Below are 20,149 nucleotides of genomic sequence, written 5' to 3'. Positions count from 1 at the left end.
AACGTTGCAACTTCTTTGATATAGCCAACCTACTGGTCTGCAAGAATGAGAGTCATGACTACCGATGCGCACCGTCCTACCCCACCTGAGGAACCCATCACACCGGATGAGCAGCCCAGCCCTTCGACTCGAGCACCCGAGACTGATACTCCCCCGGCACAGCGTCGTCCTATCAATTGGACAGCCTGGCTGATCGTTGGGGTAGTCGTACTTGCGCTGAGCATTGGCATCGTTTTCTTCGTCGCGAATGTGCTGCCGGTCTGGTGGGCCAACATTATCGGAAACCAGGTGGATAAGAATCTGGCCTCCGGGGTCCTATTGGGGCTGTTTTATGGTTCAGTCTTCACGTTCTTTCCACTGCTGCTCATTTGGCAGATTCGCCGACCCAAGTTGAAATGGCCGGCAAAGATTGCACTGATCGTTCTGGCAGTGTTGGTCGCGGTGCCGAATCTCATTACCTTGGGAATCCATGTTGGTTCCAACGCTGCAGCGCATAACGCCCAGCGCATTCTCGGCACCGAAGCTACGTGGTTTGGCACTTGGACCGCGTACGGCGCTCTGCTCGGTGGGCTTGCCTTCTTAGCATTGGTGGTCAGCGTCGCTGCCTTCCGTAAACGGGGCCAGCGGGTTCGCCAACTTGAAGCCGAAAAATAAGGTAAAGTACCTAGTGGTCTAAATCGTTGACCACGGTAACGGGCTATGGCGCAGCTTGGTAGCGCGCTGCACTGGGGGTGCAGAGGTCGTCGGTTCAAATCCGGCTAGCCCGACCACTTAGCGAATCCCGTCTGCTTGGCAGGCGGGATTCGATGTTTCCTGCAGAAATCTTGTCCTGTTTACCGGATCGGTACTGAGTTGCCCGGGGCTGGTTCTGCTGCGCGACGCAAGTGCATGAAGCGTTCTGGATGATCTGTGGTGAATGCACTAATGCCGAGTCTCCGGACGCGTTCAGCATCCTGGTAACTGTTCACCGTATACGGGTGAATCCGCATACCTGCATCCTGCGCGCTCTGCACACTCTCTAGGGTCAACCATCGTTGGTCTGCGCCAAGGGTTCTGCCCAAGAGGCGCGCTTGTAAGAGTTCCTTACCAGTTGGGATGGTGTCGACAAGTGGTTGCAAGCCTACCGTGTAACCATGCGTCCGCAACAGGTCCCCCACCGCTGCGAGCGCCGGATGATCGAAACTGAGGAATTGGATTTGGCCACGGGCAAGCAGACACCGAAAAGTCATCGACGATTGGATCGTGTGCACTAAAGCGTGCAACCACGGACCTGGTGGCGATGGTTCCTTCAGCTCGATGAACCATCCCGCAGCTGTTTCTACGATAAGTTCGGCCGCTTGTACAAGGGTAGGAACGGTTTCAGCTGTGGGGCTGCCAAGATGGTCCACTGTTCGTAAGGAAACTACTTGTGCCAGATTCAGCTCGCTCACAGAAAGCTGTTTGATCCCTCGAAAGGCCTCAACGGACTCGCAATTGGTGGTCCGATTCAGATGGGCATCGTGTAGCAACACCGGAACCCCATCTCGGGTCAGGCGCAGATCAATCTCGACGCCGTCCACTCCCATACTGAGTGCTTCGGATAGTCCACGGAGAGTATTTTCAGGTTGTGTACCGGCGCATCCTCGATGACCCACAATTTCTAGTCCCGATTTCACGATCCCTACGCTAACGACGATTTCTCCGTAGCGACTGCTGAATATGAGCTTGTTGCCGTGATTTCAGCTCCGGCCACTCAAGAATTCACCAAGTTTTGAGTTTCGTAACCTATCCTCAATAGCACCAGCGCGGAAAGGGCCCACATGTCAGTGCACGAGCTTACAGAAACAATGGTGCAGATTCGTGCCTCCCTGCAAGAACTAGAGACCCGATACACAGAACAGTTGCAGCGGGTGCATCCGGACAATCTTGCCTCGGCGCAGAACCTCATCCATTACATCGGTTTGCGTAGTCGCGATCTACGCCAAATTCAAGAAGATTTGACTGCAGTGGGGCTGTCTTCACTGGGCCGAATGGAAGCAGGTGTTTTAGGTCATCTGGATTTGGTTATCACCGCTCTGGAATGCTTAGCCGGTGAGGTAAGATCAACCCGCCCAGCCGAACAGCGTCTCACCCCAGCCCAGGGCCGTACCCTGCTCAGTGAACATGCCAACGATCTTCTGGGTCCCGCGAGGCCAGATCGTCAGACACGCATCATGGTGACGATGCCCTCCGAGGCTGCCCAGAGCCCAGAGCTCGTGAAGCACATGTGTCGTGCGGGAATGGATCTAGCGCGTATCAATTGTGCCCACGACGACCAGCAGGCTTGGGCCAAGATGGTGACGAACCTTCAAGACTCCGCTGCGGACGATGCGTCTATCCCTCGGATCGCCATGGATCTGGCCGGCCCTAAACTTCGTACCGGTCCGTTACAGCCCGGTGAAAAAGTCCGAAAGACCCGGCCGCGGCGAAGCAGCACCGGAGACGTCCTAGAACCGGCCTTCGTCGTGCTGTCCAGTGAACCTGATCCGGCACCTTTTGACGGTTTTGACGGGGTGGATCTCCACGTGGTTCCGATCGAAGAGTCGGCCATCCTGACAACCGCTCCCCTACAGGTGGGCGAAAAACTGCGGTACACCGATGCTCGAGGCTCAAGCAGATCGCTCATCGTGGAGGCTAGTAGCCCCACGAGCGTGCTTGTTTCCACGACCAAAACTATTTATTGGCACACTGGTTCGTTGATCTACGACACAGACCAAAACCCGCTCTTCACCATTGCGGATCTGCCCGCATTGGAGCAAGCACTGCGCGTACACGAAGGTGACACCCTTGTCCTGACCAAGGACATGGAACCCCAGCCCGTGACTGATACCGCTCCATTCACAATCGGTTGCTCGCTCCCGGAAATTTTCGCTCAGGTACGCAAGGGTGAACGAGTCTGGTTTGATGATGGCAAAATCGGGGCCGACGTTTTCGCCGTCACCCAAGACTCCATAGAACTAACGGTGACCCATACCGGGCCCAAGGGCAGCAAACTCCGGGCTGAAAAGGGAATCAATTTTCCCGACACGGACGTTCACGTACTGGCCCTCACGGAAGAAGACCTGCAGCACCTAGATTTTGTGGCGTCCCACGCCGATATCGTCAACATGTCCTTTGTAAGCACGACCGACGACATTAGCCAGCTGATCGCAGAGCTCCAGAACAGGAACGCCTCCGGGGTGGACATTGTGCTGAAAATCGAAACGGTTGCCGCCTTCCGCGCCCTACCGGAACTGTTATTGGAAGCCATGCGCTGGCCTCGAGTCGGTGTCATGATCGCTCGCGGAGACTTAGCCGTGGAAGCGGGTTTCGAACGAATGGCAGAGCTTCAAGAAGAAATCTTGTGGCTCTGCGAAGCGGCACACGTTCCCGTCATTTGGGCCACTCAAGTCTTGGAGAGCATGGCCAAATCAGGGTTGCCCTCAAGGTCAGAAATCACGGACGCTGCGATGGCTCAGCGAGCTGAGGCAGTGATGCTCAATAAGGGCCCATTCATCGCCGAAACCATTTCGACACTGCATGACATCTTGGCACGCATGGATGGACACACCAGTAAGAAGCGCGACATGTTGCGGGCGTTGGAGTCGTGGCGGGTCCGCGATTCAGAGCCGAAAGAAACCTAGCGCTTCTTGTACAGGCTCTTGACCTGGTACTGCGGTTCGGAGGTGACGAGGACACCCAAATTACGGAAAATCCCTTCATCCACCGACCCCAGAATGGTGGTGGTATGAACCTCACACCCACGCAGATTCTGCAACTGGTCCAGAGCCCTGCGAGCGTACTCATCCGAGTTCGCTGACACCGACAAGGCGATCAGAACCTCATCCGTGTGGAGCCGAGGGTTCCTGCTCCCCAAATGATCGGTCTTCAACGATTGGATAGGTTCAATCGACTCCGGTGCCAACAATTGCACCTCGTCATCAATACCGGCCAACACCTTCAACGCGTTCAGCAACATTGCTGCGGAGCAGCCCAACAGTGCGGTGGTTTTACCTGTGACGATCTGCCCGTCAGCCAGTTGGATGGCTGAGGCTGGTTCTCGTGTCCGTCGCGCGACCTCAAGGGCTGGTTCCACCACTTCTCGCGAAGCCTTGGTGATCCCCAGCTTGCCCATCAGCAAGGCGATACGTTCAGACACGGTCGGGTCAGCCTCTTCGCGACGTTCCTCCACGAGCGCCTTGTAGTAGCGGCGAATGATTTCTTGTTTCGCTGCTTCTCTGCAGACTTCGTCATCGCTGATGCAGGCCCCAACCAGATTCACCCCCATGTCTGTGGGCGACTTGTAGGGGGACTCCCCCGCCAGTTCTTGTAAGAGCATCGCTAGCAACGGGAACACTTCCACGTCCCGGTTGTAGCTCACGGCTTGAACCCCGTATGCGGCCAGATGAAACGGGTCGATCATATTCACGTCGTCAAGATCCGCTGTCGCCGCTTCGTAAGCCAGGTTTACCGGATGGTCCAAGGGCAGGTTCCAGATGGGGAACGTCTCAAATTTGGCGTATCCGGCCGGAATACCGTTGCGATAATCGTGATAAATCTGGGATAGGCAGGTGGCCAATTTTCCTGACCCCGGACCCGGGCCAGTGACCAAGATGAGGTCTCGGGTGGTGTGCACGTATTCGTTCTTGCCGAAACCATTCTTGCTGACCACATGCTGGGTGTCTGCCGGGTAGCCTTTGATGGTCCTGTGCCGTGCCACCTTCAGTCCGAGCCGCTCCAGCCGGTTCTTGAAGGCCCGGGCAATCCCGTTGGACTCATCCATCTGAGTCATCACAATATTGTTGACAAGGAAGCCTCGTTCGCGGAACACATCGACAAGGCGAAGCAGATCTTCTTCGTAAGGGATGCCGAGGTCGGCCCGCACTTTTTGGCGTTGCAGGTCTTTCGCGTTGATCGCGACCACAATTTCGAGCTCATCTTTGAGCCGTTCCAACATGGCGATCTTGTTATCCGGGGTGAAGCCCGGCAGAACTCGAGAGGCGTGGAGATCATCGAACAGCTTTCCGCCCATCTCCAAGTAGAGTTTGCCACCGATTTTTTGGCGTCGAGCGTCGATGTGTTCGGACTGCAATTTGATATACAGTTCGCGGTCAAATCCCAGTTTATGTGGGGACATCGTGCCCTATCTTTGTCTTGCTTTCACTCGATAGCAACGTCTTGGCTCTCGAGCGCCTCGTTAGTATCTTATGGCATTCGGAAAGTTCACGTTTGCGGCCCCTCATCCAAGCTTGCTATTGCCCGGACAGGGGCCGCATCCGCGCCTACTAGCGGCAGTGGATATGCGGAAAAGTTCACGGTCGGCGGCAACTCGGTGAGCCCACAGAGGTTTTCCACAATTAGAATCCCTGCCGCAAGTAAGACCTGATGCACGGGCAACTCGACACTTCCCTGCGCATCAGGACTGAAGGTATCGATGCCCACCAATTTAACTCCCTGATCCCGTAACAGTGCGGCGAGAGCGGTCGATAGGTACGGGTGGTTCCCATAACGTTCAGGGTCCGAAGAAAACCAACGGTCCCAACCGGTGGCGATCAACACGATTGGCTCTGCTTCCGGTTGGGACAGGAAATCGAGCAATTGTTGACCCAATTGATCCGCCGTAATGCACTGCGGTTCTGTGGTGTGCGCCTGCAATACCCGCGCGCGGCCGCAGAACTGATCCAGCGGCACCTGATCGACCGTCTGGGCCGACGGAAACAAATGTGCTGGGGCATCGAAATGGGTTCCAGTGTGGGAACCCGCCACGAAACGATGCAGAGCGTACCCGTCCCGATCAGCGCTCTTGAGCCGATTCAGCTGGAAGCTAGGGTCACCGGCTACCGCAGGCATCCCGGCCTGCCATGGCTGCGTAAGATCGCGGACCGAATCCATGAGCTATACCAACTAGTCGTTGCGGCTGCGTCGCTCCCGGACCCGCATACCAATCTCAATGGGCGTGCCCTTGAAACCGAATGTCTCTCTGAGCCGGCGGGTAATGAATCGGCGATACTGCGGATCCAAGAAACCGGTTGTGAAAAGAACGAACTTGGGCGGGCGCGCTGATACTTGGGTACCGAACAGGATTCTAGGTTGTTTGCCACCACGCACAGGGTGCGGATGAGCAGCAACGAGTTCACCCAAGAACGCATTGAGTTTCGCGGTCGGAAGCCGCTTATCCCACGATTCAAGGGCCGTTTCCAGCGCAGGTACCAGTTTGTCCTTGTGCCAGCCTGTGGCGGCGGAGATGTTCACTCGAGGCGCCCAGTCAACAAAGGACAAATCCTGTTCGATTTCACGTTCGAGGAACTTGCGGCGCTCGTCATCCAGCAGATCCCACTTGTTGATCGCTAGGACGAGAGCCCGGCCTGAATCCAGTGCCAACTGAACGATTCGTACGTCTTGCTCGGAGATCACCTGATCGGCCGCGATAAGCACCACAGCAACTTCGGCACGGTCGAGGGCCGTCTGTGTTCGCAGCGAGGCGTAGTACTCGGCACCGTGAGCCATGTGCTGACGCCGCCGGATACCGGCAGTGTCGACGAAGCGCCATGTCTGATCACCCAATTCGACGAGTTCATCCACCGGATCCCGAGTGGTGCCTGCAATGTCGTCAACCACCACGCGTTCTTCACCGGCAAGCTTGTTCAACAGCGACGATTTGCCCACATTCGGGCGCCCGATCAAGGCCACCCGGCGGGGACCACCGGTCGGCACCAAACCACCGTAGGCTGATTGTTCGGGCAGTTCTTCCATGACGGCATCAAGTAGATCTGCGGTGCCCCGGCCGTGAATCGCGGACACCGGATACGGTGTCCCCAATCCGAGGCCCCACAGGGCGGCAGCTTCCGGTTCTTGATGAAAGTCGTCGATCTTGTTGGCAGCCAAGATGATCGGCTTTTTCTTGCGGCGCAGCATCCGCACCACCGCTTCATCGGTTGCGGTAGCACCAACGGTTGCATCGACCACGAAGAGCACAGCGTCTGCGACGTCCACCGCCATCTCAGCCTGCTCGGCGACCCTGCGATGGATGCCTTTGGCATCCTGCTCCCAGCCACCGGTGTCGACCATGGTGAATTCTCGACCATTCCATTCGGCCGGGTAGCTGACTCGGTCACGAGTCACGCCGGGAACATCTTCGACCACGGCTTCCCGTCGCCCCAAGATGCGGTTTACCAGCGTGGACTTACCCACGTTCGGCCGGCCCACAACCGCTAGGACGGGAGGGATCTTCTCCGGCACGAGTTCTAGGTCATCTTCCCAGTCGGCCAGCAGCACTTCGTCTTCTGGTTCGAGCTCGTAATCCCCGAGATGCTCACGCAGAATCTGTGCGCGCTTGTGATCGGATTCGTCTTCAAGTTCCACACGCTGCGCTGAATTACTCAGCTGCTCGTTGACGACCGCAAGAACCGCCTCAACGGTTTCTTCGAAATTTAGATCCGTGGAATCGACCGTGACGACCCCGTCCGCTGCCACCATGAATTCATTCACTTGGGCATCTTTGGCGTCCCGGTCTTTGACCTGTTCCCGCAGCAGTTCCTGATCAGGTAACTGGTCTGTCTGCTCCACGATCTGCAGTCCGCGGCGGGACATTCTGGTTGCTTCGTCTGCGGTCAGCAAGATTCGGACTGGCGCATCTGGTGCTACCACGGTGGTGATGTCCCGGCCTTCGACCACGATGGCCGGATGTTCGGCGATGATTTCCTGCTGCGCCTGGACCAAAAAGGCGCGTACTTGCAAGTGGGCGGCGATCTCCGAGACGACCGAGGTGACCTCGGTGGAACGGATTGCCTCCGTGATCAGATTTGAATTGACCTCCACGGCTTCGTCATCCGGGTCGGTAGAGATGCTGAATTCAGCGTCCCGCAGTCCCTCCAGCACGGCCTCTTCATTGGCAGTGTCCAATTCTTGGTCTAAGCACAGCCACGCTACGGCGCGGTACATCGCACCGGTATCCAAGTATGCAGCGTCTAATGCGCGGGCCACTGCTTTCGATACGGATGACTTGCCGGAGCCGGATGGCCCGTCAATGGCAATCACAAGGTGTTCAGCGAGGTTTTCTTCGGTCATTATTGAACTACCTTCCAGCCAATTTCGGTCAATGATTCGATCAGTGTGTCCCGCACGCCTGGGACCACGGCCACTTCCACCATACCGACTTGGTGTCCGGCGGAGTGTTCCATCCGCAGGTCCTCAACGTTGATCCCGATGCGACCGATGTCAGCCAAGAGGGCGGCGATCTGACCGGGGGTATCGTCCACGATGACCGTGACCTTGGTGAAGGCTTGCGGTGGTGCACCATGCTTACCCGGGATGCGGGCGTGACCGGTGTTGCCTTCGCTCATCAGCTGGGCAATATCCAACCGGGCACCCGGTCCGGTGGGGTTTTCCATGGTGTTAATCAACCGGTTCAAATCTTCGCGGACGCCGTAGAGTATTTCCACGATGCGGGGCGCGTTTCCGGACAGGATTTGCACCCAGAGCGACGGATCGGACGCGGCAATACGAGTGACATCACGCAGACCGTTGCCGGCAAGGGCGAGGGACTCTGGGCGGGTGTCTTGCAACCGGGAGGCAACAAGTGAAGCCGCGATTTGTGGCAAGTGTGAGATGAGGGCCACCGAGGCATCGTGGTCGGCCGTGTCCATGTAAGATACGGAGGCCCCCAGGGTATGGGCAATTTCCAATGCGGCATTGACGGCTGCTTCCTGGACGTCCGCCCGGCGGCAAATGACCCATGGCATGGAGGTGAACAGCTCGCCACGCGCTGCGACCGGACCGGAGCGTTCTCGCCCGGCCATGGGGTGGCAGCCAATGTAGCGACTCAGTTGTTCGGCGGTCAGTTCGCCGGCAGCAACCCGTTTTTGCAGATCCTCCAACAAGGCGACCTTGATGGACGCGATATCGAGCACGACTGCGTTCGGGTAGCGTTGTAGCGCATCAGCGATTTCTGCCGCGCACACATCAGGTGGGGCCGCGATCACCACCACGGCGGGATCGGTGGTGGCCTCACCCAGCGGGGCGCCTGCGCCAATGTCCACTGCGACTGCCTGTGCTGACGGGGATGGATCGGAAAGATACACTTGGGCGCCGGCTTTGGACAGGCCCAGTCCGATACTGGTTCCCAACAGTCCGGTACCCCGGATCAGGACAGCACCACCCAAACTATCGGCCGTATGCTTGGCCATCACATCCCCACCTCGGCGAGGAGATGGCCGATTTCATGCTGGGAAAGCGGGCGTACGGTGCCCTGCTTCTGATCGCCCAGTCGGATCGAACCCATTTGCAGCCGAACGAGTCGGCGCACCGGATGTCCGACGGCCGAGAACATGCGCCGCACAATCCGGTTTTTCCCCGAGTGCAGGACAACTTCAATGAGAACGTAGCCCGGTGTTGAGTCAACAACTTTGAAGGAATCGACCCGGGAAATCCCGTCTTCTAATTCAATACCTGCCCGCATCTGCGCGCCCACACCACGGGGCAGGGGCCCAGGAACTTGGACCAAGTACTTTTTGGGCACTTCCCATTTTGGATGGGTGAGTCGATTAGCTAGCTCACCATCATTGGTCAGCAGCAACAACCCTTCGGTGTTCGTGTCGAGTCGACCGACGTGAAAGAGCCGCTCGTGCTTGTTTTTCAGGTAGTCCGTGATGCAGGGGCGGCCTTCCGGGTCGTCCATGGTCGACACCACTCCACGAGGCTTGTTGAAGGCGTAGTAGCGCAATTGGCGGTTCAGCTGAACACGCATGCCATCCACATGGATGGTGGCCGTTTCTGGATTGACGCGGACGCCGGGTTCAACCACAATTTTGCCGTCGACCTCAACCCGTCCTTCTGCGATGAGTTCTTCGCAGACTCGACGGGACGCAACACCGGCCGAAGCCAAGACTTTCTGGAGTCGAACGCCTTCCGGATCATGGACCTCGTGGAACACTTCTTCAGCTTGCTGTCCACGCGGTGGGGTTTGGTGCTGGCGGCGCGGACCCAAATTCTGTCCGAACCGCTCTTTCTCAAAGGGGCCCTGTTTGCTCCCCTGCTGCCGGCCGCTGCGGGCTTTGCCCTTTCCGCCAGCTGCAGGTCCGCGTGCGCGGCCTTTGCCACGGCCGGAACCGCGAGAATGCTGTGAGCTCATGGATGGTCTCTCCTGAATAACAAGGTCTGTGTGTGGACGGGGACAACGCGGCGGATTAGAACACGTCCGGATTCTGCTCGGTGTCCAACACCTCGGCCAAGGTTTCCACACCCGGCAAGTGTTCAGACAGTTGCGGCAGCTCGGACAACGAAGTTATCCCCATTGTCTCAAGAAAACTGGACGTCGTTTGATACAGGGTCGCCTGAGTGTGCTCGTCCTGACCATATTCTTCCACTAAACCGCGGCTTTGGAGGGTTTTAACGACTGAGTCAACACTCACACCACGAATCGCGGCGATCTGGGACCGTGAGATCGGTTGCCGATACGCCACCACCGCCAGCGTCTCCAAGGCAGCCTGCGACAAGCGTGCGGATTGACCGTGGGTGAGGAAGGTTGCAATGTCGGCAGCAAAATCTGGGTGAGAGTAAATTCGCCAGCCGGCCCCGGTCTTTCGCAGCACAAATCCGCGCCCTTGCCCGTCGTGTGCGGATGCGAACTCGTGGGCAAGCTGCTTCAAGGCCGACTCAATGTCCTCGCGCGGATGTCCAAGAACTTCGGCCAAGTCAGCGTCGCTTAATGGCTCATCGGTGACCATCATGATGGCTTCTAAAAGTCGCGGCAAATTCGTGGACTCGCTCATGATGATTCTTCCTCAACTAGCAGACTCACAGTTAGTTCCGTACCACTGTCTTCCTGGTGCAAATCGATGTGGCGGTCTCTGAAGAGTTCCAACAGTGCGAGGAAACTTGCCACCACGGTGGCGACGTACTCTTGCCAATCATCTCCGCCGCGGGGGCAGAGTTCGGAAAAGGTCGCCCTCCCATGTTCTTTTAGGTGTGCCATCATGAGCTCGGCTCGTTCTGGCACCGACACTTTCGGGTGGTGCAGGTGATCTACCCCGACCTGTGGCGGTGGCGCCGATTCCCGTTCGAAGACACTTCTTGCAATCGCCGCGAGTTGCTCCGGGGTCGTATTGACGATGAGTTCGGGCAAGACCGCGTCAAAGGGCGGGTCGAGGGGGACACTGCGGGCCACATAGTTCTGGCTTTGCCCCACCAATCCTGCCAGATGTTGGGCCAGTTCTTTGAAGGCCTTGTATTGCAGCAGCCGGGCAAACAGCAGGTCACGTGCCTCTAGGGCGGCGATGTCTTCTGCATCTTCCACTTCACCAGCCGGTAACAGTCGGGCCGCTTTCAGGTCCAGCAAGGTGGCCGCGACCACCAGAAATTCGCTCGCCTCATCAAGGGCTTCTTGGGTGTTGTCAGCAAGGCGCTGACGCAAGTAGGCCAAGAACTCATCGGTCACCTGGGCTAGGGCAACCTCTGTGATATCTAGTTTGTGATTGCCGATCAGGGTCAACAGCAGATCGAACGGGCCGTTGAAGTTGCTCAGCTGCAGGTGGAAGCCCGCATCAGATTCCCGGCGTTGCTCGTTACGGGGCTCCGCCACGGGCGATCAGTTCTCGGGCCAATTGGCGGTAGGCGTCGGCCCCTTGGTGATTGGAGGCGTACGAGGTAATCGGTTCCGCTGCGACGGTGGCATCGGCGAAACGAATGGTGCGGCGGATCACCGTCTCGAAGACCTTGTCCCCGAATGCTTCCACGAGTCGGGTCACGACTTCGCGGGAGTGCAACGTCCGAGCATCGTACATGGTGGCTAGCACGCCGTCGATGTTCAGGTCCGGGTTGAGCCGGTCTTGGACTTTTTCAATGGTCTCCACCAGCAGTGCGACGGCGCGTAGCGCGAAGAACTCTGCGATCAGCGGAATGATAACCCCGTGAGCTGCGGTCAACGCGTTGACCGTCAACAGGCCTAGGGAAGGCTGGCAGTCAATCAGAATGACGTCGTAGTCATCGGCCACGTCACGCAAAGCGCGCGCGAGGACCTGTTCCCGGGCGACCTCGTTGACAAGCTGAACTTCGGCAGCAGATAAGTCAATGTTGGCGGGGAGCAAGTCAACGTCTTCCACGTTCGTGGGCACGATCGCATCGCGCGCGTGCACATTGCGTTCCATCATGACGTTGTACACGGTCGTATCAAGCTCGTGGGAGCTCACTCCCAAACCGGCAGAGAGGGCACCTTGTGGGTCGAAGTCAACCATGAGGACCTTGCGTCCGTATTCGGCAAGCGCGGCGCCCAAGTTGATGGTTGACGTTGTTTTTCCGACGCCGCCTTTTTGGTTGACCATCGCGATGATGCGGGCTGGCCCGTGGGTGCTCAGGGGTTGCGGCTCAGGGAAGTCTCGCAACGGCCGACCGGTTGGGCCCAATTGCATCCCCGGTTTAACGGGGAACAGTTCTGCGTTATCCTTCGGATTCACCGATTCCGCTCCCTACTGGCGTTGATGAAATTACGTTTACTGGTTCCACTTTATGACTGCTGGAACCTATTTTGTGGGAATTGCCGTCCACCCCCGGCGAGCCTTCAAGTTAAGGATCAAGCTGAATGTAGGGCCCGTGGATGTGAAGTTCGGAAGACCTCTTGGAGCTTATCAGGGGTGACCTTGGTGTAGACCTGAGTCGTGGTCACAGAGGAGTGCCCCAGCAGCTCTTGGACGACCCGAACATCAGCGCCACCTTGAAGCAGGTGGGTGGCGAAGCAGTGGCGCAGAGTGTGCGGTGATACCGGCACATCGAGTTCGGCTGCGGCCGCCGCGTCTTTCAAGATCTGCCAGGCCGATTGACGGGAAAGTCGGCCGCCACGGGCGTTGAGGAAGACGGCTGGGTTGCCCACTCCCCCAGCCGCGAGCGCTGCACGGCCGCGCACCAAATAGGCTTGGATTGCTTTCTGTGCGTAGCTACCGATGGGCACCAACCGGTCTTTGCCGCCCTTACCTCGGACGAGCACCACTGCGGGTTGCTCTGGTTCTGGATCGAGGTGAAGATCGTCCACGTCCAAGTCTATGACTTCGGTGATCCGGGCTCCGGTGGAATAGAGGAACTCGAGCAGGGCCTTATCGCGCAGCTGGCGCGGGCTCTGTTCCGGCATTGCGGCCAGTAGCTGCTGGACCTGTTCGACGGTCAAGGCTTTTGGTAGGGACTCTGGATGCGTTGGGGGTTTGATTCCTGCTGCGGGGTCGGTGGGTGTCAGTCCTTCTAGCGCGAGGAACTTGTGCAAACCACGTACCGCGATAATCACTCTTGCTGCGGTCCGGGCCGACAACGGCTTTGGTTTCTCACCGGTGTCTTGGTCGATGGGCGGATCGGTGAGCGTGACTAGGAATTCACGGATATCTTGGGGCCGGGATTCAGTCAGGTCGCGGTTCTGCTGTGCCAAGAAGTTGAGGTAGCGCCCAATGTCCCGCCGATAAGCACTCATGGTGTTGGCGCTGAGCCCGCGTTCGATCTGCAGGTGAGTGAAATAAGCTTGAGCCGGTGGCGGCAATGCGTGTGTTTCGGTCTTCATAGCCAACCGTCAGCTGTCCTGCCGCTGTGGCAGCCATGGAGCATCGGCGGGGCGGGCGAGTTCTCGAGCCCGCCCGTTGAGCGCCAGAACCGACATGACGGTAAAGGGGTTGTGGAGCTTTCCGGCGTAGACGAGTTCTTCTGCTTGAGCCAGCTCGATCCAGGCTGTTTGCATATCGATTTCTTCACCTTCCCGATCGTGCCGTTGCTCCTCCGGTACTTTTTTCAGGTCGGTGGCCAAGTAGATGCGGCAGGACTCGGTTTGTCCGCCAGGTGAGGTGTAGCAGTCGATGAGGATGTGCCAGGTGTCGGCTACAAGGTCTGATTCCTCGGCGAGCTCACGCTGGGCCGCTTGGAGCATGTCTTCACCCTCATGGTCGAGTAGGCCTGCCGGAATTTCCCACAGCTTCTGCCCTACCGGGTGGCGGTACTGCTGGATGAGCAACAGCTCGTTGTTCTCGTTCACCGCCGCGATGGCCACCGAACCGGTGTGGCGCACATATTCGCGGCGCAGTTTTTGGGTGCCCGCTTCGCTGGTGTAGTCGAACTCATCGGCGTGCACATCCCAGACCGCCCCCGTAAAGACTGTTTCGGTGCTGTGCACGGGCACGTCGTGGATCTCATCGCGGACTGTCTGGGGATCAAAATGCATGGGGAAGACCTCGGAATTTTTGCAGCTAGTGAGGATGGCTAGGTGTGGGAGGATGCCAATAGTTCGCGGGCGTGCTCTTGGGCAGAAGAGGAATCTTGGTGCCCGGAAAGCATCCGTGCGAGTTCGAGGACCCGCTCTTCGGCGTTCAAGGGGCCCACATCGCTACTGGTCACAGCCGCTTGGGTGTCGGTGGCTTTCAGGACGCGGATGTGGTGATCCGCGAAGGCTGCCACCTGCGGCAAGTGCGTGACCACGATGACCTGGGTGTGTTGGGCCAGTTTTGCGAGTCGACGGCCGATTTCTACGGCTGCTTGTCCACCGACCCCAGCGTCAACCTCATCGAAAATCATGGTGGGAACCGGGTTCTTGGTCGCCAACACAACTTCGATCGCGAGCATGACGCGAGAAAGCTCCCCACCGGAGGCGCCTTTCGCGAGTGGACGCGGTCCGGCCCCAGAGTGCGGTTGTAACTGGATGGTGATTTCATCCTGTCCGTAGCGGGTCCGCTCCTGAGCCGGGGTAACGTCCACCACGAGTCGTGCGTCCGGCATCGACAGGGCTTGCAGCTCCTTACTTACTGCATCTGCTAATTCAGCCGCGGCTCGGGTCCGAATCGCTGAGAGTTCCTGCGCGGATTCATTCACGGCATCATCAAGACGCTGGGTTTCTGCCTGAAGCTGTTCGATGCGCTCGTCGGACACGTCTAGATCTGCAAGACGTGTCCGGGCCTGATCCGCCCAAGCAATAATGTCGTCCAAGGTGCTGTTGCCGTGTTCACCGTATTTTCGAGTGATCCGGTTCAGTTCGGCGATCCTTTCGTGCACCGCACCCAGTGACTCCAGATCGTCCATGTCCAAGCTGGACAAGTAGGCTCCCAGTTCAGACCCTAGGTCGGAGCTCAGGATGCTCAATTCCTGCAGTCGTTGAGCCAACTGCTGAAGCTGTTCGTCTTCGTCGCTGACGGCGCCGAGCTCGCTTTCGGCATGCTGTATCAGGCTAGCCACGCTCGGGGATTCAACTCCGGCGTCGTCGCCGCCGATCAGGGCCATTTGTGCGATCGCTGCCGCGCTGCGCAACCCTTCGACGTTTTCGAGTCGACGCAGGGTCGCTTTGAGTTCCTCGTCCTCCCCGCTGAGCGGCTGAACCTCGTCGATGTCGGCTAGAGCTTGGCGCAGGCCGTCAGCCTCAAGGGTGCGTTCACGCACATTGGATGTCAGTTCGGCCAGTATCTGGGCGCTGTGCCGCCACTGTTCGAATTGTTCTTGATACGTTTCGAGTTTGTCACGGAGCTTTGCTCCGGCGAACTGGTCTAGCGCTTCGCGCTGGGCTTGAGCGCTGGTTAGACGAAGCTGGTCGGTTTGACCGTGCACGGCGACAAGCTCGCGCCCGATTTCTTGCAGAATCCCGGCCGGAGCTTGCCGACCACCGACGGTGGCTCGGGAACGACCGTTGACATAGACGGTCCGGGAGACCAGCAGATCTGCCCCGCCGTCATGCTCTTCTAAGACTGCGTCCTGCTCCTCAAGCAGTTGAGCTAGCCGGTCAGTGATCTTCGGTAAAACATAGCGGGTGTCGACGCTGGCGGAGTTTTCTCCGTGGCGCACCGCACCCGAGTCCGCACGTTGGCCTAGCAACAAACCGAGGGCGGTGACGACCATAGTCTTACCCGCACCAGTCTCCCCAGTGACTACCGTGAAGCCTTCGGACAACGGCAGTGTGGCAGACTCAATGACCCCGAGTTGTTGGATGTTGATTTCTTCAATCACGAGTGCCGCACCGCCTTCTACTTCTGATCAGTGTCCTGGTCGGTTTGCTTATCGTCGTTTTTCTTACGATTCCGGTGGAACCGCAGATCAGCCGGGTTGATGTTAAGCCGTCCAGTAACCGGGGGTGCAGCAGTGATGTTGCGCGGTTCGACGATCTTCAGTGCCTCCGTGACAGCCCCGGATGCACGTCGCTGATGCTCCAGCTCCGTTGGTCCATGCTGCTGCTCGGTCTTGGCAGGCCCACGCCACCCGGTTGTTGGAAGTTCGAACTTGCGCACCAACCGTTCAGCGAAAGGAGTCCGATTGACACGGGCCAACTTCACCGGTTGCGGGGAACGGGTTGCTTCAACGCGAGCGCCCGGTGGTAGTTCAACCATCCGGCGGCCATCACACCAAAGGACCCCACCGCTTTCAGTGCGGGACAGAATCTCCACCGCCATGACCGAGGTCGGAGCGATCACCATGGGCCGGGCGAACAACGCGTGGGCGCTAATCGGCACCAACAACAGGGCATCAACTTCTGGCCACACCACGGGCCCTCCGGCAGAAAACGCGTAAGCAGTTGATCCAGTTGGGGTTGCGAGCACGACACCATCACAACCGAACGTTGAGATGGGACGGGCATCAACTTCGATCACCGCTTCCAGCATGCGTTCACGATTGATCTTTTCCACACTGGCTTCATTCAGCGCCCAAGTTTGAGCAATCAACTCGTTGTTGTGCCAGACCTTGACGTCAATACTCATCCGTTCTTCGACGGTGTATGAGTCTTCTACGACCCGTTGGACAGTTTCTTGCTGATCCGAACGCTCGCTTTCAGCCAAGAACCCGACGTGCCCCAGATTCACGGCCAGAATCGGGATGTCGTAGCCGTGGACGAATTCGGCTGCACGCAACACTGATCCGTCACCGCCCAGAACCATGCAGAGCATGATGTCCGGCAGTTCAGTGTTGATACCCAAAATCTCGACATTGGAGAGAATCCCCAGTTGGGACTGGTGTCGGTGCGAATGCTTCTCGATCTGCTCCATATCCCGTCGCAGCATCACCGGGATCAGATCAGAATTGAGCAGCTGGTGGCAGGTTTGGATGGCTGCCTCGATCGCGTCTGAACGGCCTGTGTGGGCCAGCAACAAGATTCGCCGCCGCTTCGACTTCTCCCCTTCGGGAGCCGGCGGGCTCAGGCGTCTGCGTTTTTTGATAATCAAGCTGATTCACATATCCCGGTCGATGTTTCTGCTCGTCTCAGCCTACCGAACTTCTCGTTTCGCTGGTTAGGCGTAGTCAACCGCCGCCAACAGTGTCGAACTGTCCTGCTGTGGTGTGGATTCCCTGGCTCCTGAAGTGAACCAGCAAAAGAACTCGACATTCCCATCCTGTCCCGGCAGGCTGCTGCGGTCGACGCCTTGTAGACACAGCTGGTGTTCAGCTGCGCAGTCCACGACCCGTGTCACTGCGTCCCTGCGCAAGCGGGGGTCCGTGACCACCCCTGCCTTGCCGACATTCGATTTGCCAACCTCAAATTGCGGTTTCACCATGAGCAAGAGGTCTGCTCCGGGTGCCGCGACCGCCGACAGTGCGGGGATGACTAACGTCAACGAAATAAAGGACAGATCAGAAACGATCAGTGGCACCGATTCAGGGTCCAAGATGGTGTGAATGTCACGGATATTGAGTTTTTCATACACGTGGACACGGTCATCGTCCCGCAACTGTTGGACTAATTGTCCGTGCCCTACATCTACGGCATACACGCCTGCAGCACCGGCTTCTAAGAGCACCTGGGTGAATCCGCCGGTGCTCGCCCCGGCGTCCAAACACATTTTCCCGTGTACGTTAATGTCCGGGAATCTGGCTAACGCCCCGGCAAGTTTATGTCCGGCGCGGGAAACGTATTTATCCCCGCCGTCTCGTACCTCGACTGCATCAGTTTCGGCCACTTTGTGGGCCGGCTTCGTTTGAACCGATCCATTAACAAGAACCGAGCCAGTCTGAATCAGTGTCGCGGCTTTCGTTCGTGAGGGAACCACCCCCATGTGAACAAGGTGCTGGTCCAGCCGTTGCGTTTGTCTTCCCGGACCTGACATGGCTACCACAGGCTCTGCGGATGCTCGTTCAGCTGCCGATCCAGACCCAGCAGCTCATCCACGGCGGCAGCATCCTGCTCGTCCGCTTGGATGGTCTGATCCAGCTGCAGCCGCAGCTTGTTCAGCGTTTCTTGCAGCTCAGCTAGGTTCAGATCCTGGCCCGGCTCTTCCGGATTCATAGCAGCTCCCGCAGTGATTCCACGATCATGGTTGGCACCAATTCAGCAGGAGCCTCTTGAGCTTGGGCGCGGGTGTTAATCCCTGTCAGGACCAACGCGGTGTCGTAGCCAGCCCGGTTGCCGCCCAGAATGTCCGTGTCCAGTCGATCACCGATCACCAACGGACGGCGCAGCTGCAGCTGTTCGGACGCAACGCGGAAAAGATGAGGTTCCGGTTTGCCTGCAACGATCGGGGTTTTGCCGGTAGCTGTGGCTACCGCCTGCACAAACGTTCCGTTCCCTGGAGCGATGCCTTCGGCAGTTGGGATCGTGGTGTCCATATTGGTTGCGACCCAGAAAGAGCCCGCGGCAATCGCGTAGCTGGCGTGAGCAAGATCTGGCCACGCCAGGGCCGGGTTGAAACCTTGAACGACGGCGTCGGGCCGGTCATGGTGGTCGGCGCTGATCCGATAGCCGGCTGCCACTAGGCTGTCTGCCAGGTACTCAGATCCGGTGGCCAATACGGATGCGGGTGCGGGCACGTGTTGCTGTAAGAGGGCGACGGCTGCTTGCACCGACCCGAAGACGGTATGGTCCGGCGCCGGGGCGCCGAGGGAGCGTAGATGCTCCGCGACGACGAGGTTTGACCGGGAGGCGTTGTTGGTGACATAACCGATTTTCACGCCCCGGCCAGCCAGCTCTTGCAGTGCTTCTGGCGCCCCTTCGATGGCGTCCGGGCCGGCGTAGACGACCCCGTCAAGATCGCACAGCAACCCGTCATATTTTCCGAAGATGAGTTCCTCGCTCACCGTCACTCTCCGTCTGTGGCTGGCGCTTGCTCTGCTGCGGTATCTTGGTTGCCCTGCTGCTCGGTGGTCGCCGGATCTAGCACGTCTTTGACCCGCGGCTTGGGTTCTTCTTCCTCAAGGTCTTCACCGAGGTCGATGATTTCAGGGGGTGCGAAGTCACCGGTTCCGAGGGCGGCGTCCGCCACAGTCGCCTGGTTGAACCAGGTTTGTGCTTCGTCCAGCTGCCCCAAATCCGTCAAGGCTTCGCCGTAGGCGCGGAAGAGTCGGGGGCTGAAACTGTAGGCCCGGCCCAAGTTCAGCTGGGGTAGTTCGAGAACAGTCTTGGCCTTCTCATATTCCTTCATGTCCGCGTATACCCCAGAGATGATGATCGCCATGTCGACTTTTTGTTCTACTTCGAGCTTTTCAGCTTCAATGCTTTCGGCGAGCTCGATCGCTTTTTCTGGCCGGCCTAGGGCGGCTTCACTGGCGGCCATCAACGGCAGATGGGACTGGTCTCCGCTGATGCGGCGGTACGTGCGAAACTCCCGGAGTGCGTCGTGGTAGTGACCTGCTGCGTAGGCGGTCAAACCGACTGCCTCACGCACCACAGCGTGACGGCCCCCGCGCCGGGAAGCCGCGAGCGCATGCTCGAACGCCAGTTCTGGGTCCGTGGCCAGCAATCGTCCGGCCATCACTAGGTGTTTGGACACCCAGCTGCGGTTGCGATCGTCCATGCCGGAGATTTGTTTCAGGACAACCTTGTTGAGCTCTTTTCCGGTGACGTCGGGATCGATGTCGGGAGAACGGCCACGGTCTTCACGGTTGGCGCTGCGCTGGTCGCCACGCTGCCGAATGCGGGCTTCTTGGTCCCGACGGTTGCGCCCGAATTGGTCTTTGGAACGTTGGCCTCGACGCTCACCGCGTTGCCCCCGGAACTCGCCCCGGCCGGTGCCACGTTCTTCCTGCTCGCCGCGCTCGGCCCGATGCTGCCGGGGTTTTCTATCCCATCGCTCGCGCCGATCAGAACGCGCGGAAGATTCCTCCGAGTCGGTTCGATGGTGGCCTCGCCCGCGCCAGTCGCGCTTCGAGTCGTTCTTCTTGTCACCGAAACGTTGATTCCGGTCACTGCCGGATCGACGTTGTTTCGGTTGCTCCTCAGCCATAA

The 20,149-nt window shown here is 58.4% G+C and carries 19 protein-coding genes and 1 tRNA gene; 3 read left to right on the top strand and 17 right to left on the bottom strand.

The window, feature by feature from the left end; all coding sequences use genetic code 11:
• Positions 1–54: 54 nt before the first annotated feature.
• Both ACFFFR_RS00150 and ACFFFR_RS00145 read left to right on the top strand, forming a co-directional pair.
• Positions 55–654: a hypothetical protein gene (locus ACFFFR_RS00150; RefSeq protein WP_377457127.1), complete on the top strand. Its 600-nt coding sequence runs from the start codon at positions 55–57 to the stop codon at positions 652–654.
• A gap of 39 nt (positions 655–693) precedes the next feature.
• A tRNA-Pro gene (locus ACFFFR_RS00145) sits at positions 694–770 on the top strand.
• Positions 771–833: 63 nt separating this feature from the next.
• On the opposite strand, the gene ACFFFR_RS00140 is transcribed toward ACFFFR_RS00145, so the two are convergent.
• The gene (locus ACFFFR_RS00140) at positions 834–1,634 is read right to left on the bottom strand and encodes a glycerophosphodiester phosphodiesterase (protein ID WP_377457849.1); all 801 of its coding nucleotides are present in this window, start codon (positions 1,632–1,634) and stop codon (positions 834–836) included.
• A gap of 132 nt (positions 1,635–1,766) precedes the next feature.
• Between ACFFFR_RS00140 and ACFFFR_RS00135 the strand changes: the two genes are divergently transcribed.
• Entirely contained in the window at positions 1,767–3,641 is a 1,875-nt protein-coding gene (locus tag ACFFFR_RS00135) for a pyruvate kinase (RefSeq protein WP_377457847.1), read from the top strand.
• Here ACFFFR_RS00135 and ACFFFR_RS00130 read toward each other — a convergent pair.
• From ACFFFR_RS00130 to ACFFFR_RS00055, 16 genes are all read right to left on the bottom strand, one after another.
• Complete coding sequence (locus ACFFFR_RS00130) at positions 3,638–5,134, bottom strand: DUF1846 domain-containing protein (protein ID WP_377457125.1); 1,497 nt, start codon at positions 5,132–5,134, stop codon at positions 3,638–3,640. The two genes, ACFFFR_RS00135 and ACFFFR_RS00130, sit on opposite strands and share 4 nt — an antisense overlap.
• An 86-nt stretch (positions 5,135–5,220) precedes the next feature.
• Complete coding sequence (locus ACFFFR_RS00125) at positions 5,221–5,889, bottom strand: cyclase family protein (RefSeq protein ID WP_377457124.1); 669 nt, start codon at positions 5,887–5,889, stop codon at positions 5,221–5,223.
• Positions 5,890–5,901: 12 nt separating this feature from the next.
• On the bottom strand, positions 5,902–8,064 hold the full coding sequence (gene der, locus ACFFFR_RS00120; protein WP_377457122.1) for a bifunctional cytidylate kinase/GTPase Der: 2,163 nt from the start codon (positions 8,062–8,064) through the stop codon (positions 5,902–5,904).
• Complete coding sequence (locus tag ACFFFR_RS00115; protein ID WP_377457121.1) at positions 8,064–9,182, bottom strand: prephenate dehydrogenase; 1,119 nt, start codon at positions 9,180–9,182, stop codon at positions 8,064–8,066. Before ACFFFR_RS00115 ends, der begins: the two co-directional genes overlap by 1 nt.
• Entirely contained in the window at positions 9,182–10,237 is a 1,056-nt protein-coding gene (locus ACFFFR_RS00110; RefSeq protein WP_377457119.1) for a pseudouridine synthase, read from the bottom strand. Before ACFFFR_RS00110 ends, ACFFFR_RS00115 begins: the two co-directional genes overlap by 1 nt.
• Positions 10,182–10,766 (bottom strand): SMC-Scp complex subunit ScpB, encoded by a 585-nt coding sequence (scpB, locus tag ACFFFR_RS00105; RefSeq protein WP_377457117.1) that lies wholly within the window; start codon positions 10,764–10,766, stop codon positions 10,182–10,184. The genes ACFFFR_RS00110 and scpB overlap by 56 nt, the downstream gene beginning before the upstream one ends.
• Entirely contained in the window at positions 10,763–11,575 is an 813-nt protein-coding gene (locus tag ACFFFR_RS00100) for a segregation and condensation protein A (protein ID WP_377457115.1), read from the bottom strand. Before ACFFFR_RS00100 ends, scpB begins: the two co-directional genes overlap by 4 nt.
• Positions 11,559–12,401 (bottom strand): ParA family protein, encoded by an 843-nt coding sequence (locus ACFFFR_RS00095; RefSeq protein ID WP_377457845.1) that lies wholly within the window; start codon positions 12,399–12,401, stop codon positions 11,559–11,561. The genes ACFFFR_RS00100 and ACFFFR_RS00095 overlap by 17 nt, the downstream gene beginning before the upstream one ends.
• Before the next feature lie 161 nt (positions 12,402–12,562).
• Complete coding sequence (gene xerD / locus ACFFFR_RS00090; RefSeq protein ID WP_377457113.1) at positions 12,563–13,531, bottom strand: site-specific tyrosine recombinase XerD; 969 nt, start codon at positions 13,529–13,531, stop codon at positions 12,563–12,565.
• A 9-nt stretch (positions 13,532–13,540) separates the two neighbouring features.
• Entirely contained in the window at positions 13,541–14,182 is a 642-nt protein-coding gene (locus ACFFFR_RS00085) for an NUDIX domain-containing protein (protein WP_377457111.1), read from the bottom strand.
• Between the two features lie 38 nt (positions 14,183–14,220).
• Entirely contained in the window at positions 14,221–15,948 is a 1,728-nt protein-coding gene (gene recN, locus ACFFFR_RS00080; RefSeq protein WP_377457109.1) for a DNA repair protein RecN, read from the bottom strand.
• 17 nt (positions 15,949–15,965) lie between these two features.
• Positions 15,966–17,153, bottom strand: a complete 1,188-nt coding sequence (locus tag ACFFFR_RS00075; RefSeq protein WP_377457843.1) for an NAD kinase — start codon at positions 17,151–17,153, stop codon at positions 15,966–15,968.
• A 69-nt stretch (positions 17,154–17,222) separates the two neighbouring features.
• A complete protein-coding gene (locus ACFFFR_RS00070; RefSeq protein WP_377457107.1) occupies positions 17,223–18,035 on the bottom strand; it encodes a TlyA family RNA methyltransferase in 813 nt (270 codons plus the stop codon).
• Between the two features lie 2 nt (positions 18,036–18,037).
• Entirely contained in the window at positions 18,038–18,214 is a 177-nt protein-coding gene (locus ACFFFR_RS00065; protein WP_377457105.1) for a hypothetical protein, read from the bottom strand.
• Positions 18,211–19,002 (bottom strand): HAD-IIA family hydrolase, encoded by a 792-nt coding sequence (locus ACFFFR_RS00060; protein WP_377457104.1) that lies wholly within the window; start codon positions 19,000–19,002, stop codon positions 18,211–18,213. The genes ACFFFR_RS00065 and ACFFFR_RS00060 overlap by 4 nt, the downstream gene beginning before the upstream one ends.
• Before the next feature lie 2 nt (positions 19,003–19,004).
• Positions 19,005–20,147, bottom strand: coding sequence for a tetratricopeptide repeat protein (locus ACFFFR_RS00055; protein ID WP_377457102.1), 1,143 nt, complete (start codon positions 20,145–20,147; stop codon positions 19,005–19,007).
• Between the last annotated feature and the right edge of the window lie 2 nt (positions 20,148–20,149).

The organism is Micrococcoides hystricis, from assembly GCF_042434215.1.
GTDB classification, from domain to species: Bacteria; Actinomycetota; Actinomycetes; order Actinomycetales; family Micrococcaceae; genus Micrococcoides; species Micrococcoides hystricis.
The sequence above is the reverse complement of the archived record's forward strand: the minus strand, read 5'-3'. Positions and strand labels throughout refer to the sequence as shown.